Raw genomic sequence first — 25,662 nt, forward strand, 5'->3', positions numbered from 1 at the left:
TCGCATACGGTGGCACCGTGACCGAACCGGACAGCGGTGCCGCCACCCGTGCCGAGCGCACACCGACTCTGCCCGTCCTGCTGCGCTGTTGCGCCGCGCTGGCGGCCACGCCGGGCCGGTTGTTGCGGCCGCGCCGCCCCGACACCACCCTGCTGGCGAACCTCGAAGTGGTGCCGCCGCCCGCCGCGAGCGCCACGGTCCGGCTGACCGTGCTGACCCAGGCCACCATGTCCGCGCCGACCACCATCGTGGCCGAGGGCGTGCGCAGCCTACGGGAGATGCGGCTGTCGATGGCGGCGTTCCTGGTCGAGCATCCGAAGGCGCGTTTCCTGGTCGATCCCGCCCTGTGCGCGGGTGTGCACGATCGCGTGCTGCCCGAACTGCCCTTCCCGGTTCCGCTGCTCGTCGCGCCGGACAAGCCGGTGCTCGGTCTGGCCGACGCGCTCGCCGCGCACGACGTCGCGGGCGAGGACATCGATTTCGTGGTGCCCACCCACCTGCACTGGGATCATGTGTCGGGCCTGCTGGAGTTGCCCGCCTCGGTCGAGGTCCGATTGCCCGGAGCCGAGTACGACTGGGCGATGGGCGGCCCGCACGCGCCAGCCGGTGTGGCGCGCGGCCCGCTGCGTGGACGCAGCTTCGACCGCTTCGAACTGGACGGCCCGCCGGTGCTCACCTTCCCGCGCAGCAAGGACCTGTTCGGCGACGGTTCGGTGCTGCTGGTCGATCTCGCGGGCCACACGCCGGGCAGCATCGGCGTGCTGCTGGCGGTGGACGACGGCAGTCGCGTACTGTTCGCCGGCGACGCCGTCTGGAGCAAGCTGCAGGTCGATCTGCTGCGGGAGAAGGCGCCGATGCCCGGCAAGCTGTTCGACGCCGACCGGGACGCCGCCTTCACCACGATCCACCGCCTGCACGCGCTGCCCGACGGCATCGAACTCGTCGCGAGCCACGACTACGCGGCCGTCACCGCCCGCGCGGCGAAATAACTCCGGTCAGCCGACCACCACGGTTTCGGCGAGGCGGGCCGTGATCAGCTCCTCGGCCTCGGTGACCATCCGCCCGATCAGTTCGGCGCAGGTCGGGATGTCGTGGATCAAGCCCTGGCACAGGCCGACCGACCAGATGCCCGCGTCCAGATCGCCCTCTTCGAACACGCGGCGGCCGCGCGCTCCCGCGACCAGATCCCGCACGTCGTCGAAGGTGCCGCCGGACTTCTCGATCTCGACGACCTTGCGGCTGATCTCGTTGTCCGCGACCCGCGCCGTGTTGCGCATGGTGCGGAAGATGAGCTGGGTGTCGCGCTCGGAGTTCGCGACGATCTTCTCCTTGACCTTCTGATCGATCGAGGACTCCTGCGTGCACAGGAACCGGGTGCCCATGTTGACGCCGTCCGCGCCGAGGGCGAGCGCGGCGACCAGGCCGCGGGCATCGGCGATCCCGCCGGAGGCGATCATCGGGATGCTCAGTTCCCTGGCGGCGGCGGGGATGAGCACGAGGCCGGGAACGTCGTCCTCGCCGGGATGGCCCGCGCACTCGAAGCCGTCGATGCTCACCCCGTCCACACCGATCCGCTCGGCCTTCAGCGCGTGCCGGACGCTGGTGCATTTGTGCAGCACCTTGATGCCCGCGTCCTTGTAGTAGGGCAGGAACGGCTCCGGGTTGCTGCCCGCCGTCTCGACGATCTTGATGCCGCTGTCGATGATCGCCTGCACGTATTCCGCGTACGGCGGCGGGTTTATCGACGGCAGGATGGTGACGTTCACGCCGAACGGCTTGTCGGTCAGCTCTCTGGTGCGCGCGATCTCGCGGCGCAGGTCGTCCGGGGTCGGCTGGGTCAGGGCCGTGATGAAGCCGAGCCCGCCCGCGTCGGCGACCGCCGCGACGAGTTCGGCCCGCCCCACCCACATCATGCCGCCTTGCACGATCGGGTGTTCCACCCCGAACTTCTCGGTGAACCTGGTCCGCAGCATTGCGCTTCTCCTATACCTCGCGCGGGCGTGCCGGTTCGCCCGTTGGGGTCGATGGTGACACGAGAATCGCCTCACGTTCAACTCATAAGTGAGCGGAGGTTCGCATATTTGATGATCTTACCCGGTGGTGTTCGCGCAGCGCTTCGGGTTGCGATGAGATCGAATAGCCTGCTAGAAGGCGCGTCCCCGGAGTGGGTCACCGAGCCGGGCTGATTAACCCGGATTCATCTCGCAATCCCTTGCCGGGCGTTTAAGTTAGTTGCTATTCTGCACGCGATTCAGCCCGTCGCCGCCGTCGGAAAACCCGGCGGGCCGATGACGGTCCGAGAGGAGTTCGTGGCAATGACCACCGGGGCAGCAGCGCTCGACGAACCGATCAGGTCGCGGCGCAACCACTGGAACAACCAGCTCGCCGTGCACGCGCAGATGCGCCCGGACGCGGTCGCGCTGCGATTCCGTGGCGTGGACACCACCTGGCGGCAGTTGCACGAGCGGTCGCTGAAGTTCGCCGACGGACTGGCGCGCCGGGGCGTCGGGTTCGGCGATCGGGTGCTGATCCTGGCGCTGAACTACCCGGAGTACCTCGAGGCCGTGTTCGGCATCAACGCGCTGGGCGCGATCGCGGTCCCGGTCAACTTCCGCCTCACGCCGCCGGAGGTCGCCTACATCGTCAGCGACAGCGGAGCCAAGGCGGTCGTCACCGACACCGTGTTGCAGCCGCTGGCCACCGCTGTGCAGGCGCAGGCGCCCGCCCTGGAGACCTGCGTGGTGATCGGCGGCGCGTCCGGCGACGGGGTGATCGGCTTCGACGATCTGCTCGCCGAATCGGGTGAGCCGCACACCCCGCTGGACATCCCCGAGGACACCCCCAGCCTCATCATGTACACATCCGGCACCACGGGCAGCCCGAAAGGCGCGGTGCTGACCTACGCGAACATGAATGCACAGGCGCTGACCTGCATTCGGGCGCTGGCGCTGCAGCCGGAGTCGATCGGGTTGTGCACCTCGCCGCTGTTCCACATCGCGGGTCTGGGCAGTCTCGCACCGGCTTTCCTGCTCGGTGCGAAGACGGTGCTGCATCCGCTCGGCGCCTTCGACGCCGGTGAGTTCCTGGACGCGCTGGAGCAGGAGCAGGCCACCTCCGCCTTCTGCGTGCCCGCGCAGTGGCAGCTGGTCTGCGACCACCCGACGGTGAAGGATCGCAAGCTGGCGCTGGAGGCGCTCAGCTGGGGCGCGGCGCCCGCGTCGGACACCGTGCTGCGCGCGATGGCCGAGTGCTTCCCGAACGCGTTCAACGTCGCGGTGTTCGGGCAGACGGAGATGTCGCCGATCACCTGCGTGCTGGAGGGCAAGGACGCGATCCGCAAGCTCGGCTCGGTCGGCAAGCCCATCCCGACCATTCAGGCGCGCATCGTCGACGACGAGATGAACGATGTCGCGCCCGGTGAGGTTGGCGAGATCGTCTACCGCGGCCCGACGCTCATGCAGGGCTACTGGAACAAGCCGGAGGCCACCGCCGAGGCGTTCGCGGGCGGCTGGTTCCACTCCGGCGACCTGGTCCGCCAGGACGAAGAGGGCTTCGTCTACGTGGTCGACCGCAAGAAGGACATGATCATCTCCGGCGGTGAGAACATCTACTGCGCCGAGGTGGAGAACGTTCTGTTCGCGCACCCCAAGATTCGCGAGGCGGCGGTGGTGGGCCGCACGCACGAGAAGTGGGGCGAGGTGCCCGTCGCGGTGGTCGCGCTGCACAACCCGGACGATGAGCTGACCCTGGCCGAGCTGGAGCCGTTCCTCAACGAGAACCTGGCGCGCTACAAGCACCCGAAGGAATTGGTGCTGCTGGCCGAGCTGCCGCGCAATGCGAGCGGCAAGGTGGTGAAAGTCCAGCTGCGCAAGGATTATTCGTCCTGAGCGCGCGGTGCGTTCGTTTCACGTGAATCGGACGATTTTCGCGGGCGCGGATGCGTAAGGTCGTCGTATGGCGACCCGACGCATCCGCGCCGCCGTGCTGGCGCTGCACTGGCAGGTGAATGTCATTCGGCCGGAGGGCTTTTTCGGCCCGATGCTGGCCGCACCCGTGGCTGCGGCGGGCGTGGTGGCGCGGGCGACGGACTTCCACGCCGCGGCGCTGGCGGTGCGAGTGCCGGTGATCTTCACCCGGTTCACCATCCCGGTCGGGGAGGGTGAGCTGGTACGCAACACCGGATTCATGCGCTCGGTCGGCGCGGCGCAGACCGAGTTCCGGCCTGATTCGCCCGGCGCCGCGATCATTCCGGAGATGGCGGCGCAGCCGACGGAAGTCTTCGACAATCAGAAGCTGTCCGGCCTCGCGGGCAGCAAACTGCCCGAGTGGCTGGCGGATCAGGGTATCGAGACGCTATTCGTCACAGGCGTCGCCACAAATCTCACCGTCGAGCAGACCGCGCGCCACGGTACCGATCTCGGGTTCACCGTGCACCCGGTGTCCGACTGCGTGGCCGCCGCCTCCCTGGAAGCGCACGAAGCCGCGCTGGCCAACCTCGAACTCGTCACCGCGGGCAGCGTGCGCGCCGCGGAGGCGCTCGAACGGGTCGGCCGCTGAGGCAACCGGCGTCGCACGGGACATTCGCTCGTCGGCCGCCCCTGAGCCGCGATTCGACGAACTCGGTCCGCGATAGCCGCGGTCGCGATGGCGCTGCCGGCTGTGATCGGCAAAGGGTTCACGGACGCAAGGATCGCCCGTACCGAAAGTGACCCGAACTCGGCGATCGGATCGTGTGACCCCCGCTCACTCGCGGGCCCGCTCGGTCAATCCGTGCCCGACCAGACTGATCACCCGTCGGTACGCGTCCTCGGCCGAGAGCGGTGGGTGCCCCTCCGCGATGGCGCCGAGGAGGCCGACGACGCCCCAGGACAGGAATGTCACGGTGGTCGCGAACTCGTCCTCCGGCATCGCCAGCCGGTCGCGCAGCCGCTCGGCCAGGATCTGCGCGACCATCACCCGGGTGGTGCGCAGCAGCACGGTGCCGCTCTTGCGGCCGAGCAGCGCCCGGTAGATCTCGGGATTACCGGCTGCCAGTTCGAACAGCGTACGAACCGGCGCCAGCGGTTCGGACGCTTCGGCGTTCGTCTCGGCCGCCGCCATGGCCGCGCGCAGATAATCGGTGCTGCTGCGCAACAGCAGATCGTCCTTGTCCCGGTAATGCGTGTAGAACGTCGACCGCCCCACGTCCGCGCGAGCCAGAATGTCGCGGACGGTGATCCCCTCGTAAGCGCGCTCGACCATGAGTTCGATCAGCGCCCGGTGCAGCAAGGCCCTGGTGCGCCGGACCCGGCGATCGGCGCTGTCGGCGATGTCCTGCTCCTCCGGCACGGTGCCTCCCGGACAAATGTCTCGTATGCGTCCGGTTCCGGACGGATTCCGGCGTATTGCCCCTGGTCGGCGAGGCGATCCGGGCCGATCCTGAACTCATGTCCGGAAACGAACCCCAGTCTGCCACTACTTCGCACGCCGAGGTCGGCGTCCTGCTCACTCAACCGCGCCGCTACCGCGCGTTCAAGGCCGCCTTCCTGCTCGACCGAGGAGATCGCCTGAACGGGCGTCTGGCCGAACTGGCCCGCCCGGCGCCCGGTGCCGACGTCGTCGATATCGGTTGCGGCCCGGGCGACCTCGCTCGCGTGCTGGCCCGCCGCGTCGGCCAGGTCACCGGCGTCGACCCGTCGCCGCAGATGATCGACTACGCCACCGCGCGCTGCCGCGACCTGGCGAACTGCCGATTCGAACTCGGTACGGCGCAATCGCTTCCCCTGCCCGACGCGTCCGCCGACCTGGTGACCTGCACCTTCGCGATGCACCACATCCCCGAACCGCACCGAACCGACGCCATCGCGCAGATGTTCCGGGTGCTGCGACCCGGGGGCAAGCTGCTGCTCGCCGACACGCATCCGACCGGCGTGTTGCGCTCCGCCCTGGTTCGCGTCATGGCGCGGTTGGCCGCCCGCCACACTCACGACACCGGCCACGACCACGGTGATCCCTTGGCGGGCGTCGATATCCGCCGGTATCGGGACGTGCTGCGCGCGAACGGTTTCGAGGATGTCGAATTCGTCCCGGTGCGCCCCGCGACCGGGGTCCTGTCGGCCACCAAGCCCTGAGGAAGTCCGTCCACCGGACCCGCCCGAACCTAGATCAAATTCCTCTTCGCCATCCAGCGCATGGTGGCCCAGCCGCAGAACACCGGAAGCCAGCAGGTGAGCACGCGGTAGAGCAGTACCGAGGGCACCGCGATATCCGCGGGCAGGCCGAAGGCGGCCAGACCACCGATCAGCGCGGCCTCGACCGCGCCGACACCGCCCGGAGTCGGCGCGGCCGAGGCCAGGGTGCCGCCGATCATGGTGACGATGGTGACGGTGATGAACGTGGTGCCGCCGCCGAACGCCTCGACGCTGGCCCAGAGCGCGCCGGCGAGACCGAGTGTGATCGCCGCGCAGCCGAGCACGATCACCGCCGACCGCCTGGGGTCGCGGGCGAGTTCGGCCAGCTCGCTGAGCACTTCCTGCAGTTGCGGGCGCACCGCGTTGTTCAGCCAGCGGCGCAGTTTCGGCACGAACATGAACGTGCCGACGATGCCGACGCCGACACCGGCGAGCAGATACAACACCGTCGCGTCCGGGACGAAGTGCGAGAGATCCGTCGAGGTGCCCGCCAAGATGCTGAACGCGAGCAGCAGGCTGACGTGGGTGATCACCTGCACCGCCTGTTGCAGCGCCACCGCGGCGGTGGCGCGTACCGCGCCTACACCGCCCTTCTGCAGGAAGCGCACGCTCAGCGCGAGCCCGCCGACCCGCGCGGGCGTGGTCGTCGCGGCGAAAGTGTTGGCGATCTGCATGATCACCAGATTGCGGAAGCTCACCGCGCCGGACGCGCAAGCCCACAGCGCCGCCGCCGCGCCGACATAGGTCAGCGCCGAGACCGCGAGCCCGAGCAGCGCCCACCACCAGTTCGCCGTGCGCAGCTGTGTGAAGAAGGTCGGCACGGCGCTGATGAACGGGTAGGCCACGTACACCAGCGCGATCAGCAGCACCAGCTGGATGATCTGGTTACGGGAGAACCGGGTGATCTGCTCGGCTTCGATCCGATCCTGCCCGGTCTGTTTGCGCACCTCGTCGCGAGCGGCGGACAGCGCGGCCTTCCAGCCCGGGACGGCCTTGCGGATCCCGGTCGGTACGGCGGACTTGGTCAACCGGCTCGCCGCGGCGAGCACGCGCGCTTCGCCGAGAGCGTCGATCGCCGCGCACACCGCGGGTTCTTTGCCGAAAGTCGCGGTGGTGGTCACCAGCAATTGAGCGATGTCGGATTGCAGTTGCGCGTCCGACGCGCCGTACTCGGCGTTGCCGAATCCGCCGAACAACGTGACGCCGTCGTCGACTCGGATGTCGATCGGCCGCAGGTCGCCGTGCGAGATCCGCTTCTGATGCAAGGAGTCGAGGGCTCGCCACACCCCGGGCAGCGCGTCGGCGGACTGATCGGTGATCGGCGCGCCCCGAGGCCGGGTATGCGCGTACAACATCCAGCCGCGGGAGAGCGCGGTGACCGCGACAGGCGTGCCGCTGCCCAATCCGAGGTCGCCCACGGCGATCGCCATGAGGGCGCGATGCTCGACCACGCGGTGCATGGAACCGTGGATGGCCGCGGTTTCACTGGAGCGGAATGTCAGCCAGCGCCACAGCTGCCGCAGCGCACCGAAGCTGCGCTGGTTCTTGCCGAACATCTCGATGGTCAGTTCCCGTTCCGGCCCTTCGACGGCGGCGGCGAGCATCAACGGCCCGCGGCCCGCCGGATGCACCACGGTGAATGCGGTGACCGTGTGACCGCGTCCGGCGAGCACCCGGACGGCCGCGTCGAGGGGGACCTCCAGCGCAGGCGTGCCGACCACGAGCACGATCACCGCGCCGACCAGCCAGCCGACGGCCAGCCCGAACATCGCCCGCGCGGGCACCACGGTGCTGACCACGAGATGGATCGGCGCGAACGCCAACAGCAGGAACCACAGCCAGCGCCGCGGCCGGACGGGCAGCCAGGGGCTGGCGACGGTGAGCATCGCGGCGATCATCGCGATCCAGCGCGGATCGTCCAGGAATTGGGACAAGAAGGTGTCCAACCGGTCCGGCACCTGTAGATGCCATTTCGGCGCGGAGAGTCCGGTGCCGGTGATGGACAGCAGCAGTCCGGCGACCGCACCGGCCGCGGCGTAGCCGGCGAGCAGCTTCCACTGCCTGCCGATGATCAGCTCGATCAGGATGGCGAACGGAAGCGCGAGAATCGCCATGCCGTAGACCAGATACACCAGGTTCGACTGGTCCGGATTGAGGAAGCCGACGATATTGGAGACCGAGCGTTCCAGCGCCAGCCATTCCGGGCGGGTGATCAGCGAGGCAGCGATCACGACCGCCACCCACAGGGCCGCGAGAACGACGCGAATGATGTCGCTCGTCCGCCGGATCAGCGGCTGTAGCAGGTTGCCCGTGACCGGGATCTCCCGCCCGTCCACTCGCATGCTCCCCCGCCTCTCCGGGTTTCAGGCCGTACTGATCGGGTGGCGCGAGACCCGCGTTGGACGCCACTCCTCTTCTGGGCGCGGTGAGTTACCCATATGCGTACGAAATCAGTTGGTAGGTTCGCTGCACGATACCGGCCGATGACCACGACGAGGTGCCGGTGGTCTCGGGCACCGTTCGCCCGATGTGCTCTGAATCACTATCTATGAGGTTGATCCTCACATTGGTGTCAAGTTCGAGCATAAGGGCATGGACAACGAACTCTTCGCCTACAGCCCGATCGTCGACCGTCCGCCGTTGCGCTGGCCCGGAAGCGCCCGGGTCGCGTTCTATGTCGGACTCAATGTCGAGCATTACCAGGTGGACCGGCCGTCCACGAGCATCTTCCCCGGCACCGCCGGGCTCGCGCCCGATCCGCTGAACTACGGGTGGCGCGACTACGGGCCGCGCGTCGGCATCTGGCGGGTGATCGACGTGCTCGACCGGCACGGCATCCGGGCCAGTGCGTTGCTCAACTCGGATGTGGCCGAACACCATCCCCAGATCGTGGCGGCCGGAGTGCGGCGGAACTGGGCGTGGCTCGCGCACGGGAAGAACAACTCGATCTTCCAGGCCGACCTTCCGGCCGACGAGGAGCGCGCGTACCTCACCGACGTGGTCGCGACCATCGAACGAGCGACCGGCAGCAGGCCGCGTGGCTGGATGGGACCGGCGCTCACCGAGTCCTTCCTGACCCCGTCGCTGCTGGCCGAACTCGGCCTCGGCTACGTACTCGACTGGACCAACGACGACCAGCCCTATCCCCTGTCGGTACCCGGTCTGCTCAGCGTCCCCTACTCGGTGGAACTCAACGACAACACGCTGTTCCTGGGCAAGGCCACCAGCGGACCGGACTTCGTGCGGATCGTGCGCGACCAACTCGACCAGCTCTACGCGGAGTCCGCGGGCAGCGGGCGCGTAATGGCGCTGGCCCTGCACCCGTTCGTGATCGGGCAGGCGTTCCGGATCAAGTATCTGGATCAAGCACTCGACTACGTGGCGAACCACCCCGGGGTGTGGCTGACCACCAGCGACGAGATCGCCGAGCACTACGCGGGCGCGTCGATGCTTGCCGAATCCGCGCGAGCCGAAGACGATCGGGTCACCTAAACGATGCTCGGGAGGCAGCGATGGCAGCGCAAGACCAGGTACAGGACAAGGACCTCACCGGAAAGACGGTGGTGGTGACCGGCGCGAGCTCCGGCATCGGCGCCGCCGCGGCGCAGCGGCTCGCCGCGCGCGGCGCGGACGTCGCGGTCGTCGGCCGATCACCGGAGCGGACCGCCGAGGTAGCGGCGAAGGCAGGCGCGGAGCCGTTCGTCGCCGACTTCGCCCGGCTCGACGACGTGCGCAAGCTGGCCGACCAGCTGCTCGACAGGTATCCCAGGATCGACGTGCTGGCCAACAACGCGGGCGGCGCGTGGCCCGAACGAACGGTCACCGACGACGGCAACGAACTCACCTTCCAGGTCAATCACCTGGCGCCGTTCCTGCTCACCAACCTGCTGCTGGAGCGCTTGACCCATTCGCGGGCTCGGGTGGTGAACACCGCGAGTATGACCTACCGGATGGCGAAGCTGGACCTGGAGACGGCCAACGCGGCGACGGGCTCGTTCAACCAGCTCGGCGCGTACGGCGCGTCGAAACTGGCGAACATCCTGTTCACCCGGGAGCTGGCCCGCCGCACCGAGGGCACCGGGATCACCACGGCGGCCTTCCATCCCGGCGCGGTCGCCACCCACGTCTACGACAACGCCCCATTCGGTCTCGGCTGGTTCATCCGATCCCCGCTGGCGCGCCCGTTCTTCATCCAACCGGACAAGGGCGCGGAGCCGCTGGTGCACCTGGCCACCACCGCCGATGGCGCGGCGATCGACGGCCGGTACTTCCACCGGTTCGAGCTGGAGCCGCCGCGCAACAAGCAGGCGGTCGACGCCGATCTCGCCCGGCGATTGTGGACGCTGTCCGAGCGGGCCACCGGGTTGGCGTCGAGCGAATAGCCCGGCCGTTACCGCTCGGCGTCAGCGAGCCGCAGAGAGGGGCCGCTCGCCGGGTCCGTCTCGACGCCGACCCCGTACACCCCACCGGTCCGGTCGCTCGCGTCCAGTTCGACGATGGCCCGCGCGACTCGCTCGGTGGGGACCAGTACGGGAAAAGTGGTGGGTGCGATGGCATTCACCCGCACGCCGAACTCGGCGAACTCGGCGGCGAGGTTGCGGGTCAGCTGGTTGAGCGCGGCTTTCGACGCGGAGTACAAAGTCTGTCCCGGGTAGACCTCCGAGCCGGAGATACTCGATACGTTGACGATGTTGCGGTTGCGCGCGCGGTTCTCGGGGCCGGCGTGCAACCAGCACCGCTGGGCCAGTCGTGCCGAAAGGCGCAGTGGCACAGCCACGTTCAACGCGAAGTGGGGATCGAAGTCGTCCAGCGCCGCGTCGCCGTCGACGATGCCGCGCGGGTGCAGCCGGACGTGCGCCGCGTTGTTCACCAGCAGATCGACCCGGCCGAACCGGGCCAGCGCCAGGTCGACCACTCGTTCCGCTTCGCCCCGCTGGGTCAGGTCGGATCGGACCACGAACACACGGGAATCGTTCTCCGGCAACGTGGCGTCCGGCGCCAGCGGATCGACGTACCACTCCAGCTGTGACGGCACCGCGGGCGTGCGTGTGCGGCACACGGCGACGATGTCGTAGTCGCGATGGTAGGCCTGGCAGAAGGCGTCGCCCAGCGTGCCGCTCGCGCCGGTGAGCAGGCAGACACGGCGTTCACCAGTGGACAATCTTGTCTCCTCCCCAGCGCCGTTCGGCGTCCGCCTTGGTGCGATGCACCCACATCACCACACTGTTGCGGTCTCGGACGTTGTTGCCCGCGAACGTGTGCCAGCTGCGCGGGGTGACCTCGAACAGCACGAGCGAATTGTCCAGCGGCGGCACGAGGACCACCGACGGTAGCTCGGCGCCGTCGGCGACATGCTCGTACAGTGCGGTCTCGCCGCCGTCGCCCGGCTCCCATCCAGGATTGCCCAGGTAGAACAGCACCGCGACGGCGCGCACGGTCTCGCGAGCGACAACGCCTGGATCGCGTGCCCCGGTCTTGGTGTGGACGGCACCGTCGGGCAAGCGCACTTCGTCCGGGCCGGGCGGTGGCCCGGGGAACCAGGCCGGGTTGAGGTCGTTGTGCGGCCAGCCGAACGGGCTGCCCGGCCGGTGATGATGTATCGACCCTTCCACGTCACCGGTCGCCTCGACGCCGCCGAGCCGGGCGACCAAGTCGTGCCACTCGCGCGAGGCGAACACCGAGAGCGGGCCGCCGCGCAGGTCGGAGAACCGGATTCCGTCGGCGCTGTAGCCATCGGCGACGGTCGCGAACAGGTCGAGGCGCTCCAGGCGAAGCCGCTCGAGCTCGCCGGCCAAGCGCTGGTAGAACTCGGGGACGAAGACGTCGCGGGCGTAGACGTGCGGAAACGGCAGGCTGCGCCGGACCCAGCGCCGGTGGGCGAACAGCTTCGCGAACCACGCCGGAACCGGCGATGCCGCAAGCCCCAGCTCGGTTGTCACCACTACTCCCCTCCCGATCGAACATCCGTGATCATATTGCCCGCACCCGGGAGGCGCGGGCCGGTCTCCGCGCTGCCAGGATCAGGGGGTGAGCCGTGATCTGCGCGTGTGTTTCGTCGGGGATTCGTTCGTCGCCGGTGTCGGCGACCCGGCTTGCCTGGGCTGGGCGGGCAGGCTCGCGTCCGCGGCGCACGCGGAGGGCGTCGCGCTGACCGCCTACAACCTCGGGGTGCGCAGACAGACCTCGGCCGCTATCGTGCGGCGTTTCCGCGCCGAATGCGCGCCCCGCCTGCCCGAGGGCGTGGACGCCAGGGTCGTGGTGTCGTTCGGCGTCAACGACGCCATGCACGAGAACGGCAGTCGGCGGGTGACTCTCGACGAGTCGGTTGCCAACCTGAGCGAACTGCTCGCGCAGGCGGCCGAGCAGGGCTGGCCGGTGCTGATGGTCGCCCCGCCGCCGATCGCCGACGACGAGCACAATGCCCGCACCGCCGTGCTGGACGAGCGGTTCGCGCAGGTCTGCGCCGGGGCGGAGGTGCCGTACGTGCGCGTGCATCAGCCCCTGCGCGCCGATGCGGTGTGGTCCGCCGAGGTCCGTGCGGGCGACGGGGCGCATCCCGGGGCCGCGGGTTACGACAAGCTCGCGGCACTGATCGCCCCGCAGTGGCACGCGTGGTTGGTCGGGGGTAGCGGTCGTTGCCGACCTACTGTCTGAGACAAACGCGGCGATCGTGTCTGATTCAGCCGTATGCGCTGGTAGATCGGCGAATTGTGCAGCGACTGAGCGCAACCGAGATCACGCTATCGGCAGGCCGCGCTTGCCGAACTCGGCCCGCCGCTTCCGCGCGGCGACCAAGTCCACCGGCCGCGCAGCGACCTCCGAATTCGCGTCCGGGGTGAACGCCTCGCTCAATTCCGGTATCCAGCGCACGATCTCGTCCCGATATGGTCCTTCGGTCTCCAGCTGGCCGAGCACGCCCACCAGCGTGAGAAACGAGCGGGCGAACGGCGTGAAGTAGGCGGGCATGGTCATCTGCCGTACCACGTTGGTCAGCCGAGGGTTGGTGGTGCGCAGCACTTGCCGACGCAGCCAGCGTGCGGTCAGGCGGTAGGTCTGGTGGCGGAACGGTTCACCACACGGCGTTATCGCCGCGTAGAGCGCCTCGCTGTCGATGGCTTGTTCGTTCTCCACGAAACCGTGCCTGCGCGTGGCCGCCGCCAGATCTCCCGGTCCGCCCCGGAAGATCGCTTTGCAGCAATCGAGCGTCAGTTCGCCGAAACCCGTGGGGGGCCAAGCACAGCACGCGCCGAAATCCATTACGCCGAGCCGTCCGTCGGGCAGTACCCGGAAGTTGCCCGGGTGCGGGTCGGCGTACAGCAATCCGTGACGGCCCCAGCCGGAGGTCACGAACCGGACCATGAGCATGCCCACCCGGTCGCGCTCGGCCTGCGTGCCGGAGGCGACGATGCGCGGTACCGGCGTGCCATCGATCCATTCGCTGATCAGAACGTCACCGTGCTGCGCGATGACATTCGGTATGTAGAAGTCCGGATCGCCGGCATAGGCCGCGGCGAAAGCCCTCTGGTGGGCAGCCTCCGCCGCGTAGTCGAGTTCCCCGGCGACCGACGCGCAGATCGCTTCGGTCACCGCTTTCACGTCCGCACCGGGCAGGAACACCGTTGCGAGAAAGGAGATCCGGCGCAGGTGGTCCAGATCGCGTGCCACCGCCTGCCTGCCGCCCGGGTACATCACCTTGACCGCGACGGGCCTGCCGTCGTGCCAGACCGCGCGGTGCACCTGCCCGAGCGAGGCGGCCGCGGCGCGCCGGTCGTCGAATTCGCGGAAGCGCGAAAGCCAGTCCGCGCCCATGCTTTCGGCCATGGCGGCGTGCACCGTGTGCGGCAGCATCGCGGGCGCGGCGTCTTGCAGCCTGCTGAGCGCGATCCGGTACGGCTCGGCCACTTCCCGCGGTAGCGCCAGCTCGTAGATGGCCAGCAGCTGCCCCAGCTTCGCGGCACAGCCCTTCAGCTCGCCGAGCACCTCGAAGATGTGCTGCGCGGTGCGTAGCTGAATGTCGCGATTGACTTCTTCGGCCGATCTGCCGAGTGCTCGCTTGCCGAGGCCCGCGGCCTGCCGTCCGGCGAACGCCACTGGCAGCGCGGCCAGCTTCGCGCCACGTACGGCGCCGTGAACAGGCGGTTTACCATGGGAGCGCGACGCGAAAAGGCGGGATCGTCTGCCCGTGGGCCCCTCCTCGGGGCGCTCTCCGATGGGTCGGATGGTCATGACTCACCTCACAGTCGCGCGCACAAGTGTGACACAGGTGCAGTACCGGACAGTAGGGCTTAGACTGTCTGGGACGTGTTCGAAAGTAGTCGAAAGGTGACTTCGATGGGATCCCAGACGGTGGTCGCCGACGTTGCCGACGAGCTGGCGCGCCGGGTTGCCGCGGGGGAGTATCAGCCGGGGGATCTCATGCCGTCGGTGCGTCAGGTCGCCGAGGAATTCGATATGAATCGCGCGACCGCGCAGCTGACCCTGGGCCGGCTGGAGTCGTACGGTTTCGTCGAAGCCCGGCGCGGCAAAGGATTCACGATCCGCGACGTTCGGGAGGCCGGCGGTGTGGACGTGTACCGGCAGTTGTTCCGGTTCTCGATTCCCATGCCCGACATCGCGATAGAGATGTTCCGCGACGTCGTGGACGTCGAGCGCAATCTCGTGCTCGAGGCGTTGCTCACCTACACGGGTGGTGAACAGCGGATCGCTTCGGCCGAACTGAAAGACGCGATCGACGAACTCGAATCGATAGCGCGTCGGACGGATCCGGACTTGCGACAGCTCCTCGCGCTCGAGGTCGCGCTGGTGCGCAGGCTGTTGACCGCGCTCGGACTTCCCATGCAGCGCGCGATTCTGAATTCGATCGGCGAAATGGTGCTCGAGGTGCCGGAGGCGGTCGAGGCGTACTTCGCGGGTGCGGCGGACCTGCACGTCCTGGTCTGGCGGGCGCTGGCCGCGGTCTGGGATTCCGGCTCCGGGCCGAGCGAGGCTCAGCTGGCGCTGTTCGAGGATCTGTTCGGCATGTACCACGAGAAGGTCATCGTGCGCTTCGAGGAATTGGTGGCCGGGGTCGCGGACGGCGCCGACGAGTCCCAGGCGGCCACCGCCTGATTTTCGTACGCTGCACAGTCCGTCTGGGACGCACTCGGGAGGCCGGTGCGGATTCTTCCGCTCGGCACGCCCAGATCCGCCTGTCCACTGAGTGCGGCGAATAGTTTTGTCTCAGACAAAGTGCGGCAAAGGGCGTGGTGCCGGGCACTGAGCCGCTCGCGCGCGCTCGGGCCCGCGGGGGCTGTGCGAGTCGCGACGAATCGATTTGAGCGACAGGGCATCAGCGCTCCGGCTCGGTGTCGTCGTGAACCGCGTGGACGCGGCCGAGCGGATGCCACGTAGTAGTTCCGACTGCTCGGTGTCCGCCTCGAATTTCGCTGGTCGGCCGCCGCGGGAAACTTCGCGCGGCAGCATCGACCCACACTCGAATCTCGCCGGGGATGCCGCACGGGAATTCCGCGCGGCATCGCGACCCGTCTGCGGCGCCCGAACTCAGGCTCCGCCGTTGAGCTTGTTGAGGCGCTCGCACGCCTCGACGTACTCCTGGATCAGCCGGTTGACCACGTCGGCGGAGCGCTCCACGCGGTTCATCATGCCGACGATCTGACCGACCGGGTTGAAGTTGACGTCCTTGGCGGCCTCCGGATAGCGGTGGCCCCGCTTCACGCCGTCCAGCGCGACCATCATCTGCAGCGGCATCGGCAGCGGGTCAGGGGTATCGGCCTGCTCCCACGCCACGGTCCAATCGTTGCGCAGCATGCGGGCGGGCTTGCCGGTCCACGCGCGCGAACGGACGGTGTCGTGGCTGGTCGCGTCGATGTAGGTCTGCATCTGGGCCGGCGGCACGTTGGCTTCCTCGACCGTCAGCCACACCGAACCGGTCCACGCGCCCGCGGCGCCCATCGCCATCGCGGCGGCGACCTGGCGGCCGTTGCCGATGCCGCCCGCGGCCAGCACCGGCAGGTCGCCGACGGCGTCGATGACCTGCGGCCACAGCACCATCGAGGACACCTCGCCGCAGTGACCGCCGCCCTCGGTGCCCTGGCAGACCACGAAGTCGAGGCCCGCCCGCTTGTGGTTGAGCGCGTGCTTGACCGAACCGCACAGCGCGCCGATCAGCCTGCCGGAGTCCTGCACCTGCTTGATCACGTCATCCGGCGGGGTGCCGAGGGCATTGGCCACCAGCTTCGCCTTCGGATGCCGCAGAATCACCTCCACCTGCGGTCCCGCGGTGGTGGCGGTCCAGCCCAGCAACTGGTTGTGGTGCTCGTCCTCCGGCAGCTTGGGCACGCCGTGGTCGGCGAGGATCTTCTCGGCGAAGTCGCGGTGCCCCTGTGGGACGAGTTCGGCCAGCTTGGCTTCCAGCTCCTCGGGGCTCAGGTCGTCGATGCCCTTGCCTTCGTACTTGGATGGAATCACCAGGTCGACGCCGTATACGCCCTGCACGTGCTCGTCCAGCCAGGCCAGCTCGACCTCGAGCTGCTCGGCGGTGAAGCCCACGGCGCCGAGCACGCCGAGTCCGCCCGCGTTGCTGACCGCGGCCGCCACGTCGCGGCAGTGGGTGAAAGCGAAAATGGGGAATTCGATCCCGAGCCGTTCGCAGATTTCGGTACGCATGGCGTGCTGGTCTCCCTAACTGCTCCGCCGCGAACGGCGCGGCGCAGGTGTACTAGAACGAGTTGCATAACTGGCGCGCAGTGCGGCCTGGCCGCCGCGCGTCGAGTCCACCGCGAGCCGCGAATATCGCCATGAAGCGGCTGCGGTTTCCTCGACTGGCCGTCGCACCATGCAACGACAGTAACACGTTCTAGTTTTCCGGGGAATGCGCTGCCGTGTCAGGCGGTGGCCCGCTCCAGTTCGGCGAGCGACTCCTCCAAGTGATCGAGCAGGCGCGGCAGCTGTGGCACGCTGCGGCGGCAGCCGACCAGGCCGAAATCGAGGTTGCCCGCGTTGGAGGTGAGCGTGATGTTCACCGCCTGGCCGTCGAACGGGATCGACAACGGATAGCTCGCGTCCAGACGCGCACCGTTCCAGTACATGGGCTCGCGGGGCCCCGGCACGTTCGAGATGACGATGTTGAAGGTCGGATTGGTCAACGAGATCAACGCGGGCACGAGATTGAGGGCGAGCGGGCTGAGCATCAGCGCCGACAGCGCCATCGTCTGGTTGCACGACAGCGTGCGGTAGACGTCCTTGCCGTCGCGCATCGACCCGGCGACCACCTGCAGGCGGTCCAGCGGATCGGCGATATCGGTGCCGAGATTGCACAGCACCGCCCCCACCTTCACGCCGTTGGTCTCGTCGTCGTCCTCGGCGCGCAGTGACATCGGCACCATCGCGATCAGCGGCTTGTCCGGCAAGGCGTCTCGGTCGATCAGATACCGCCGCAGCGCGCCCGCCGACATGGTGAGCACCACATCGTTGAGCGTGGCGCCGGTAGCCTTCTTCACCTGCTGCAGCCGCTCCAGCGGCCAGGACCGGACCACCGCACGGCGCGCGCCGCCGATCGGCACGTTGAACATGGTGCGCGGGGCCGCGAACGGCAAGGTCAGCTGCTGTCGAGACAGGGCGGTGCGCGCGGCGCGCAGCACCGACGCGCCGGAGGCGGCCGCGGAGATCAGGTTCCGCGCCGGACCGCCGGCACCGGACTCCCTTCTGTGCCTGCCCCGGGGCAGGTGCCACGGGACCCGCGTGGCGCTGGAGGACGGATCGCTGGTCAGCGTGCGCCGCAGCAAGCGTTGAGCGGAAACGCCGTCGATCAACGCGTGATGCATCTTCGAATACATCGCGAACCTGCCGTCGGCGAGACCCTCGATCAGATGGAACTCCCACAGCGGGCGATGCCGGTCCAGCAGGCTGCTGTGCAGGCCGGAGGCCAGTTCCACGAGCTGGTCCATGCGGCCCGGAGCGGGCACGGCCAGCCGCCGCACGTGATAGTCCAGTTCCACATGCTCGGCATGCGTCCACGCCATCTGCGGGGATCCGAAAATGGTTGCGGGATGCTTGCGAAAGGTCGGATCGACCTCGGTGCTTCGTAGTAGTTCGGCGTGGACTCGAGCGGCGAAGTCTTCTCCGGCGTCCTCCGGCGGCTCGAACAGTTGCAGCGAACCGACGTGCATCGGCTGTTCCCGGGATTCGGCGAGCAAGAAGACGGCATCGACCGGCGCGATGAATTCCATGATGAGTCGCCCCCTGACGACATGGTGAAAAGGTTCGGAGTTCAGATCGACCACGTTGTCGGCGGGCCCGCGCAGCCATGAAACCGCCGCGACACGACAAACCTACCCGGACGGGATGGACCGCGTTCGGTGAATCACCGAACCTTCGATGCCAGCAGGTATGCCTGCCCGAACCGCTCGTCGGGACCCGGTTCGCGCACCATGCGAGCGATCATCGCGAACCCGGCGGCGCCGAGCAGACGCGCGAGGCGTTTCGGCGCCCATCGGTAGGCGCGAATCACCCTGTGATCGAAGCCTTCCACCGCATCGGGCCGGTCTGCCGTCTGGAAAGTCAGCAGCACGTGCCCATTTTCTTTGAGTACCCGATTGCACTCGCTCAACACGTGCGGCACGCGATCCGGTGGCGTGTGGATCAACGAATACCAAGCCACTATGCCGCCGAGCGTGTCGTTGCCGATCGGTAGCTGTTCTATCGAACCCTGCGCGAAGGACAGGTGCGGGTACTCCGCACGGGCCAGCGCGACCATGCGGGACGAGAGATCCATGCCGAACACCTGCGCACCCAGCGACGCCAGATGTGCCGTCACGCGCCCCGGCCCGCAGCCGAGATCGGCGACCGGTCCGCAACCGTTGCCCGCCACCGCCTCCGCGAACACGGCCAGCATCGCCCGGTCGAGCGGCCGGCGCTCCAGCCGGTGGCGCACCTGGTCGGCGTAGCGGTCGGCGACCTCGTCGTAGGCCGTGCGGGTGGCGAGGGGATCGGGAGGTTCGTCGGCGAAGTCTTCGGTCGAATCCAGCACCCGCAGCAGCGTATTACGTGCTCACTCCTCCGGTTGTTCGAATGCCTGGGCGACGGCGAGACTGTCCTCGTAGACGTGGTGGCGGGTGATCAGACCGCCTCGCACCGTGACGTGCAGCGCGAAACGCGCGCGATAGGCGCGGCCGGTGGCGCGCGCGGTCTGCCGGATCTCGCCGAGCACTACGGCGTCGTCACCGTCGACGAGCACCCGGTCGACGCGCGTGGCCACCTCCTCCGGCACATGGTGCTCGGCGATCGATCGGAAATGCGCTGCGGCGTCGGCGCGGGTCGATCGGTGCCGGATCCAGGGCGTCGCTGCCCGCCCGTGTTCCGCCTCCGGCCAATCGAGTTGCCAATCCGTATGTTCGGCGTACAACTCGGCGATGGCTTCCGGATCGCCGGAACCGAGCCGGCGCAACAACTCTTCGACCACCGTTCGAGTGGTCGGCGCGGAGACTGACACTTCGGGTCCTTTCGCTGCGATGCCGCTCGAGCGTGCGGCGCTTGCCATTCTCGGCAGGCGCGCGCTCGATGGCGATTACCTCTCTGGTAATCGGACGGCTGCCTCCGGCGCGGCGAGCACGGGCAGATCCGCCGGGGCCGCCTCGTCGCGACCGCGTGCGGTGCCGAGCACCGAACCGAGGATGACCAGCGGGAAACCGATCGCCATGCCCGCGGTCAGCGGCTCGTCGAGCGCCGTGACGCCGAGCAGGATCGCCACCGCGGGATTGATGTAGGTGATCACCGTCGCACGGGCGGGGCCGACCTCGGCGATCAGCGCGAAGAAGAACAGGAACGCCGCGGCCGTGCAGATCACCGCGAGGCCGAGCACCGACCAGGCCGCGTCGGCGGTGATGCGCGACGGCCACAGCCAGCCCGCGAACGGCGCGTAGATCGCCGCCGCCAGCAGCAACGACCCGGTCACCACGCCCAGCGGGGGCAGATCGGACAACGCGCGACTGATGACGATCGGGCCCACCGCGTATCCGATCGTGGTCAGGCCGATCGCGGCGATCGCCGTCGGATTCCCGAGGTCGACGTCCAATCCGACGAGCGCGGTGACGCCGGCGAAGCCGACGAGCAGCCCGATCACCCGGCGCGCGTCGAATCGGTCGTGGCCGAGCACGGTCACGATCACCACGGCGATCAGCGGCACCGCCGCGATCAGCAAGCCGACGGTCGAGCTGTTCAGTGTGGTCTCGGCGTACCCGATCAGGAACCACGGCCCGGTGATCTCCACCAAGGTGTAGAGCAGCAACGGCCGCCACCGCCGGAACACCGGCGCGAGCGCGCGGGCGTACAGCGCCACCGGCAGCAACAGCAGGCCACCGATCAGCGTGCGGCCGAACGCGACCACGATCGGGTCGAGATCCCGCACCGCCACGCGGATCATCGCGTACGGCACGCCCCAGATCAGGCCCATCGCCAGGAACAGCGTCCATCCGCGGCGCGTCATCGCGCGCCCGCCGTCCGGCACGCACGGACGTAGACCGGCTCGGTGACGGACGGTATCTGCTCGACCAGGGACATACTCCGCTCGCTTTCGACCGTTCGGAGCCTAATCAAATGATCCGATCATCCGAGGGGTCCCGTTCCCGCTTGTGACAAGCCGTCGGTGCCCGCACGTCCTTTTCGTCCGATTCATGCGAATAATCCGCGCGTGCAAGGTGTTCGGGCTAGTCTCGCCGGGAGCGAAGGGAATACATCATTGTGGTCGATGTGATCCGCCGGCTTGCCCCGAGCGAGGAAATGTTCGCCGCGGGCGAAGTCTTCATCGGTTATGCGGCACGGGTGTCCGGGCAGTTGGACCTGCCTGCGCTGACGGCCGCGTTCGAGGCCGTCGCCAGGGCGCATCCGATCCTGCGCGCCCGCATCGAGTCGACCGAAGAGGGCGGCCATGTCTTCGCCCTGGCCGATGCCACGCCGGAGATCTTCGTCGCCGACGCGAACCCCGAATCCCCGCTCATCGGCGCCAAATTCGATCAGCGAACGGGCGTTTGCGCCCTGTGCGTGGTGCGTGACGGCGCTGCCGCGAGCGTCACGCTCATGATCCATCACAGCGTCGCGGACGCCTTCCACGCGTTCGTCATCGTCACCGAGTTCTGGACCGGATATCGGGACGCGGTCGGTGGGGGTACGTCCGAGCTGTCGGTACACGCGTTCCCCGAACCCGTGGAGCACCTGCTCGCGGCGCGAGGCATCGAGAAGATGGCGCTGCCCGGTTCCGGGCCCGCCGGTGCGACCTCTCCCACTGCGACGGAGGTTCCGCGACCGCGCGACGACGAGTACCCGGCGCTGCGCACCACCCGGTGCCTGCTCACCGAGGCGGAGACCGCGGCGCTGGTCGCGGTCGGGCATCGCGCGAACGTCACGGTGCACGGCCTGGTGTCGGCGGCGCTGTTGCGGACCGAGGCCGAGATTCGCGAACTGCCGCTCACCGGGCTGCTCTACCTGTACTCCGTCGATCTGCGGACCAGAGTGAGCCCCGAGATCGACGCCACCGAAGGGACGAACGTCCTCGGTTTCGCCAGTTATCTCTCCCCCGCATCCGATGTGACGCTGGTCGAATCGGCCCGAGGGATCAGCGAGGCGCTGCATGCGGGCTTGGCGGCGGGCATCGTGCAACGCACGCCCCTGAGCATCCCAGATATGGCGGCCGCGCCGCGGCCCGCCCTGCCCGGCGTGGTCATCGCGACCAACTGGGGCACCATCCCGCCGCTACCCGAGCAGGACGCACTGCGCATCGACGACTTCCACTCCACCATGCTCGCCAAGCCGGACCTGACCGGCCGCCGTCCTCAGCAGCCGGGTGGCGGCACCTGCGTCATCAGCACTTTCGCCGGGCGGCTGAGCGTGGAAATACACCATCCGGAGGAATTCACCGAACTCCAGCGCCACCGCATCGAAGTGCTGGCCCGCAACCTCCGCGCCGCCATCTCCTGACAGCGCACGGCCCTCCGGCCGGAGAGCGGCGCGCCCCTGCTCGGCGTGACCACTCGCCGGGAGCGGACCGGCGAATTCCGGTAGCTGCGCTGTTATGGTTGGCCCCTTCTGGTGAACCGACGCCGCCGGGCAATGTGTGTCGCCTACCCGCCCGGTGACGGGCGTCGTCGAACAGCTCCGAAATCATGTCGACGAACGGAAGGAACAGCACCCGGTGGCAACGACAAACGGCGAATTCGCGCGGGTCGCGGTGGTAACGGGCGGTTCTCGCGGCATCGGCCGCGCGTGTGCCGAACGTCTCGCAGCTGACGGATTCGCGATTGTCCTGAACTGGGCCTCGAATGCCGCCGAAGCCGACAGCGCCGCTTCAGCCATCCGCGGCGCCGGGGGCGTCGCGGTGACCGCCCAGGGTGATGTCGCAGACGAGTCCGCGATGGCGGCGGTATTCGATCGAGCGGAAAGCGAATTCGGCGGTGTCGACGTGGTGGTGCACGCCGCGGGCCGGATGCAGCTCGCGCCGCTGGTCGAGCTGGATCTGACGGTGCTCGACAGCATTTACCGGACCAATATGCGCGGTACCTTCGTCGTCGACCAGCAGGCGGCGCGGCGGCTGCGACCGGGTGGGGCGATCATCAATTTCTCCACATCGGTCGTCGGTACCGCGTTTGCCACCTACGGTGCGTATGCCGCCAGCAAGGGAGCCGTGGAGGTGCTGACCAGGATCCTCGCCGGCGAATTGCGCGGCCGGGACGTGACCGTCAACGCGGTAGCGCCCGGGCCGACCGCCACCGACCTCTTCCTGCACGGCAAAGACGACGCCACCATCCAGCGACTCGCCGATGCCGTGCCGCTGGAGCGGCTCGGCACACCCACCGACATCGCCGCTGTGGTGGCATTTCTGGCCGGCCCGGACGGCCGCTGGGTCAACGGTCAGGTGGTTCGCGCCAACGGCGGCCTCGTCTGAGCGACGCACCGTCGGCTCGCGATCGCGCCGAGTGGCGATCACGAGCCGACGGGTTGGTCAATTCGATGCTTTCGCGGTCGTACTGGTGGTCGGTGCCGCGGATTGCGTTGTCGTCGTGGTCGTTTCGGTGGTGGTCGGCGCCACCGTCTCGACCGGCCCCGCGACCGGGGACGGAGCAGGCGGCGTGGTGGTGACCACCGGTGTCGTGGTGGTGCTCGAGGTCGGCGCGACCGTGGTTGTCGGGCTGCCCGCGGTGCTGGTCGTCGTAGCGGCGGCGCTGGTCGGTGACGTGGTCGAAGCCTTGGCGGGTTCGGTCGTCGGCGTCGCCGAGGTGGACTCCACCGCCTTGTACACGGCGGCGAGGTCCGCCTCTTGCGGCTTGGCCGTCGTGTCGACCTGCTTGCCCGCCTGCGCCTGCTTCGCCAGATGGGTGAGCCAGGCAGCGGCGTACTCGGCGGAGGTCAACGGCTTGCCCGCGCCCGGGTCGGCGTCGTCCCAGTAGTCGAAGTGGTGACCGGTGTGGTTCGGGCCGAGCGTGAGGTTGTACGGGTCGCTCATGATCACCGGGATCGTGTTCTGGTTCGTCACGATGAGACCGATGATCTCGTTGAACACCTTCTGCGGCAGGTAGGCCAGCGGAGACATCTCACCGGTCGCGATCGCGTCCGCCTTCGCCGGAGCCTTCGGCTGCTCACCCGGCTTGTACGCCGGATCCGACACCCGCAGCAGCACTTGCAGGAAGGTCTCGTCGCTCTGCATCCAATTCGGCTGCGACTGGATATCCGCGAACGCCGCCAGCGCGATCCGGCCGAGTACCACCGCGACGTCCTGCCCGGTCGCGGGCGTGAGCCCATCGCGTTCGAGTGCGTCGACATTCAGCTGCCTGCCGACATTGACCACCAACTGCAGCAGTGAGATGTTCTGCGGGGCCGAGCAGGTGAGATCGCCATCCGAGCAGAACGACGCGATCTTGCCGTTCAGCGCACCGAAGTCACCGCTGGTGCCCTGCACCGCACCTTGACCGGGAACCGGGTTCTTGCCGTTCTGATACTGCTGGTCGAAGCCGTCCGGGTTGCCGAACGGGTCCTTCGATCCCGGGAACGGCCCGTCGCCCGCCGAGCGACCCGAGTCGGCGAGGATGACGACACCGACGACGTCATCCGGGTCCACGATCCCGTAGGCGCCGTCCTGGCCGGGCTCCTGATGGCCGATCTTCATCGCGACGCGGCGCACGACATCGGCGCCCTCGCTGTATCCGACGATCGAGAATTTGGTGTCCGGGCACGCCGCGGAGATCTCCCGCATCACCTGTTCGGTGTTCGCGACACCGGCGTCGACGGCGTCTTCGTAGGTGGCCATGTTCGCCGGATACGCGATGTAGACCGCGGCGTACGCGCCGGGATCGACGTCATCGGCCGGCGCGTTGACCACCGGATCGACCCACTCACTGCTGTGATCACCGGACAGGGCGGCGGGCAACGGGTTGCCGTCGGCGTCCACCAGCATCTTGGTGGTGCCTTCCCGCGGAGTGTCATTGCGACCGGCCACCGAGATGGTGACCATGTCGTGGCATTCCGTGACGGACGACGTGAGCTGCGTATCCCTGGTTTCCGGCGTCGAGGTCAGCGCCAACGAGGCGGCGACGACCGCCGCCACCCCCAATGCCGCCGGCGCGGCAGCAGCCGAAGCGATGCGATGCCGCGCGAAGAACTCGCGAAGAGCCATGTCCTGATTCCATTCCATACACCGACAAAAGTGGACGGACAAGCCCCCCGACGGGCCATACGTCACCGAGGACGTCGTGGTTGGGGACCCGAGCGTTACTCGGGCGGAACGGACGGCCGCCGATCCTCCTCGCCTACCTCGCGCGGCCGGGGCGCCTCAGCAGTGCCGTTGACCACCGCCACGACGGCATCGGGACACACGTCTCCGAGCGGAAACCATCCGCTGGCTTGCGACCCGGCACCACCCGTCGACTCCCTGAAGGTCGGAGTCGGCTTCACCAGATATCGGCCCAAACGGGCCGTTCGGGAATATCGAACAATGCGTAGTTTCTACGGACCACAACGGGTACCGAGGAACCGACGCTCAGCCGCTCGGCCAGCGCTCGCGCTTTGGCCTCGCGGAATTGAAGGTAGGAGTACTGCTTCCGTACGCGGGCATCCGCACCCGAGCCCGGGTGTGAGAACTGGGCTTCGACCCGCACCCGCCACAAATCGAAGTTGAGCGGACCCCTCCCCTGCTTGCATCGCAGATCCGACTCGACTACCACCGCGGACGTCGCCGCCCCGGCCCGTCGCAGGTAGTTACGGCGCAGTCGCCATGCGGCGGCCAGCACGAGCATCCACGCACCTGCGCCCAGCGATACGCTCACAGGGAGAAACAGCGCCATGGCGAGTTGCGATCCGGTCCACCGGACTATCGCGGCACCCAGGTTCAGCGTGCCCGCCATGAAGGCCACCGCCCCCACCGCGACACCCAGCGTCCACACCAGCGACATCGGGCCGATCATTCTCCCGGACCGCCCCATACCAACTCCCCCGGATAGTCCACCGGCTG

General features: G+C 68.3%; 23 protein-coding genes. 10 read left to right on the forward strand and 13 right to left on the reverse strand.

Going from position 1 to position 25,662, the window contains the following annotated elements; translation table 11 throughout:
• Window positions 1-17: 17 nt before the first annotated feature.
• The gene (locus ACFU5M_RS13410) at window positions 18-989 is read left to right on the forward strand and encodes an MBL fold metallo-hydrolase (protein ID WP_379048581.1); all 972 of its coding nucleotides are present in this window, start codon (window positions 18-20) and stop codon (window positions 987-989) included.
• 6 nt (window positions 990-995) lie between these two features.
• Here ACFU5M_RS13410 and ACFU5M_RS13415 read toward each other — a convergent pair whose 3' ends face one another.
• Window positions 996-1,973, reverse strand: a complete 978-nt coding sequence (locus tag ACFU5M_RS13415) for an NAD(P)H-dependent flavin oxidoreductase (protein WP_379048583.1) — start codon at window positions 1,971-1,973, stop codon at window positions 996-998.
• 342 nt (window positions 1,974-2,315) lie between these two features.
• Here ACFU5M_RS13415 and fadD5 point away from each other — a divergent pair, with 342 nt between their 5' ends.
• On the forward strand, window positions 2,316-3,887 hold the full coding sequence (gene fadD5, locus ACFU5M_RS13420) for a fatty-acid--CoA ligase FadD5 (protein WP_379048585.1): 1,572 nt from the start codon (window positions 2,316-2,318) through the stop codon (window positions 3,885-3,887).
• Between the two features lie 67 nt (window positions 3,888-3,954).
• On the forward strand, window positions 3,955-4,557 hold the full coding sequence (locus ACFU5M_RS13425; RefSeq protein WP_379048587.1) for a cysteine hydrolase: 603 nt from the start codon (window positions 3,955-3,957) through the stop codon (window positions 4,555-4,557).
• Between the two features lie 186 nt (window positions 4,558-4,743).
• On the opposite strand, the gene ACFU5M_RS13430 is transcribed toward ACFU5M_RS13425, so the two are convergent.
• A complete protein-coding gene (locus ACFU5M_RS13430) occupies window positions 4,744-5,328 on the reverse strand; it encodes a TetR/AcrR family transcriptional regulator (protein WP_379048589.1) in 585 nt (194 codons plus the stop codon).
• Window positions 5,329-5,426: 98 nt separating this feature from the next.
• Here ACFU5M_RS13430 and ACFU5M_RS13435 point away from each other — a divergent pair, with 98 nt between their 5' ends.
• Window positions 5,427-6,110 (forward strand): class I SAM-dependent methyltransferase, encoded by a 684-nt coding sequence (locus ACFU5M_RS13435; protein WP_379048591.1) that lies wholly within the window; start codon window positions 5,427-5,429, stop codon window positions 6,108-6,110.
• A 29-nt stretch (window positions 6,111-6,139) separates the two neighbouring features.
• On the opposite strand, the gene ACFU5M_RS13440 is transcribed toward ACFU5M_RS13435, so the two are convergent.
• Window positions 6,140-8,512, reverse strand: coding sequence for a YbhN family protein (locus tag ACFU5M_RS13440; protein WP_379048593.1), 2,373 nt, complete (start codon window positions 8,510-8,512; stop codon window positions 6,140-6,142).
• A 250-nt stretch (window positions 8,513-8,762) separates the two neighbouring features.
• On the opposite strand from ACFU5M_RS13440, the gene ACFU5M_RS13445 reads away from it, so the two are divergent.
• Both ACFU5M_RS13445 and ACFU5M_RS13450 read left to right on the forward strand, forming a co-directional pair.
• On the forward strand, window positions 8,763-9,662 hold the full coding sequence (locus ACFU5M_RS13445; protein WP_379048595.1) for a polysaccharide deacetylase family protein: 900 nt from the start codon (window positions 8,763-8,765) through the stop codon (window positions 9,660-9,662).
• Window positions 9,663-9,682: 20 nt separating this feature from the next.
• The gene (locus ACFU5M_RS13450; RefSeq protein ID WP_379048597.1) at window positions 9,683-10,552 is read left to right on the forward strand and encodes an SDR family NAD(P)-dependent oxidoreductase; all 870 of its coding nucleotides are present in this window, start codon (window positions 9,683-9,685) and stop codon (window positions 10,550-10,552) included.
• An 8-nt stretch (window positions 10,553-10,560) separates the two neighbouring features.
• Here ACFU5M_RS13450 and ACFU5M_RS13455 read toward each other — a convergent pair whose 3' ends face one another.
• Together ACFU5M_RS13455 and ACFU5M_RS13460 are read right to left on the reverse strand one after the other, a co-directional pair.
• Window positions 10,561-11,331 carry an SDR family NAD(P)-dependent oxidoreductase gene (locus ACFU5M_RS13455; RefSeq protein WP_379048599.1) on the reverse strand — a complete coding sequence of 257 codons (771 nt, stop codon included), beginning with the start codon at window positions 11,329-11,331 and terminating at the stop codon, window positions 10,561-10,563.
• Entirely contained in the window at window positions 11,318-12,109 is a 792-nt protein-coding gene (locus ACFU5M_RS13460) for a 2OG-Fe(II) oxygenase (RefSeq protein ID WP_379048601.1), read from the reverse strand. The genes ACFU5M_RS13455 and ACFU5M_RS13460 overlap by 14 nt, the downstream gene beginning before the upstream one ends.
• A gap of 88 nt (window positions 12,110-12,197) precedes the next feature.
• Here ACFU5M_RS13460 and ACFU5M_RS13465 point away from each other — a divergent pair, with 88 nt between their 5' ends.
• A complete protein-coding gene (locus ACFU5M_RS13465) occupies window positions 12,198-12,824 on the forward strand; it encodes a GDSL-type esterase/lipase family protein (RefSeq protein WP_379048603.1) in 627 nt (208 codons plus the stop codon).
• Between the two features lie 81 nt (window positions 12,825-12,905).
• Here the strand turns inward: ACFU5M_RS13465 and ACFU5M_RS13470 are convergent, their stop codons facing one another.
• Complete coding sequence (locus tag ACFU5M_RS13470; protein ID WP_379048605.1) at window positions 12,906-14,396, reverse strand: ABC1 kinase family protein; 1,491 nt, start codon at window positions 14,394-14,396, stop codon at window positions 12,906-12,908.
• Between the two features lie 105 nt (window positions 14,397-14,501).
• Here ACFU5M_RS13470 and ACFU5M_RS13475 point away from each other — a divergent pair, with 105 nt between their 5' ends.
• Complete coding sequence (locus tag ACFU5M_RS13475; protein WP_379048607.1) at window positions 14,502-15,278, forward strand: GntR family transcriptional regulator; 777 nt, start codon at window positions 14,502-14,504, stop codon at window positions 15,276-15,278.
• A 432-nt stretch (window positions 15,279-15,710) separates the two neighbouring features.
• Here the strand turns inward: ACFU5M_RS13475 and ACFU5M_RS13480 are convergent, their stop codons facing one another.
• The 5 genes from ACFU5M_RS13480 to ACFU5M_RS13500 form a co-directional block, all read right to left on the reverse strand.
• Window positions 15,711-16,835 (reverse strand): NAD(P)H-dependent flavin oxidoreductase, encoded by a 1,125-nt coding sequence (locus tag ACFU5M_RS13480; RefSeq protein WP_379048609.1) that lies wholly within the window; start codon window positions 16,833-16,835, stop codon window positions 15,711-15,713.
• Between the two features lie 218 nt (window positions 16,836-17,053).
• Window positions 17,054-18,397, reverse strand: coding sequence for a wax ester/triacylglycerol synthase family O-acyltransferase (locus ACFU5M_RS13485; protein ID WP_379048611.1), 1,344 nt, complete (start codon window positions 18,395-18,397; stop codon window positions 17,054-17,056).
• Window positions 18,398-18,531: 134 nt separating this feature from the next.
• A complete protein-coding gene (locus ACFU5M_RS13490; protein ID WP_379048613.1) occupies window positions 18,532-19,197 on the reverse strand; it encodes a class I SAM-dependent DNA methyltransferase in 666 nt (221 codons plus the stop codon).
• A gap of 21 nt (window positions 19,198-19,218) precedes the next feature.
• Window positions 19,219-19,659 carry a nuclear transport factor 2 family protein gene (locus tag ACFU5M_RS13495; RefSeq protein WP_379048615.1) on the reverse strand — a complete coding sequence of 147 codons (441 nt, stop codon included), beginning with the start codon at window positions 19,657-19,659 and terminating at the stop codon, window positions 19,219-19,221.
• A gap of 75 nt (window positions 19,660-19,734) precedes the next feature.
• Window positions 19,735-20,652 carry a DMT family transporter gene (locus ACFU5M_RS13500; RefSeq protein WP_379048617.1) on the reverse strand — a complete coding sequence of 306 codons (918 nt, stop codon included), beginning with the start codon at window positions 20,650-20,652 and terminating at the stop codon, window positions 19,735-19,737.
• A gap of 254 nt (window positions 20,653-20,906) precedes the next feature.
• Here ACFU5M_RS13500 and ACFU5M_RS13505 point away from each other — a divergent pair, with 254 nt between their 5' ends.
• Window positions 20,907-22,139 (forward strand): hypothetical protein, encoded by a 1,233-nt coding sequence (locus ACFU5M_RS13505; protein WP_379048619.1) that lies wholly within the window; start codon window positions 20,907-20,909, stop codon window positions 22,137-22,139.
• Window positions 22,140-22,353: 214 nt separating this feature from the next.
• Window positions 22,354-23,103, forward strand: a complete 750-nt coding sequence (locus ACFU5M_RS13510) for an SDR family oxidoreductase (protein WP_379048621.1) — start codon at window positions 22,354-22,356, stop codon at window positions 23,101-23,103.
• Between the two features lie 57 nt (window positions 23,104-23,160).
• Here ACFU5M_RS13510 and ACFU5M_RS13515 read toward each other — a convergent pair whose 3' ends face one another.
• Together ACFU5M_RS13515 and ACFU5M_RS13520 are read right to left on the reverse strand one after the other, a co-directional pair.
• Window positions 23,161-24,828, reverse strand: coding sequence for a cutinase family protein (locus tag ACFU5M_RS13515; RefSeq protein WP_379048623.1), 1,668 nt, complete (start codon window positions 24,826-24,828; stop codon window positions 23,161-23,163).
• Window positions 24,829-25,102: 274 nt separating this feature from the next.
• Window positions 25,103-25,603: a hypothetical protein gene (locus tag ACFU5M_RS13520; RefSeq protein WP_379048626.1), complete on the reverse strand. Its 501-nt coding sequence runs from the start codon at window positions 25,601-25,603 to the stop codon at window positions 25,103-25,105.
• Window positions 25,604-25,662: the final 59 nt, after the last annotated feature.

It is taken from the genome of Nocardia sp. NPDC057455 (assembly GCF_042802775.1).
Taxonomy (GTDB): Bacteria; Actinomycetota; Actinomycetes; order Mycobacteriales; family Mycobacteriaceae; genus Nocardia.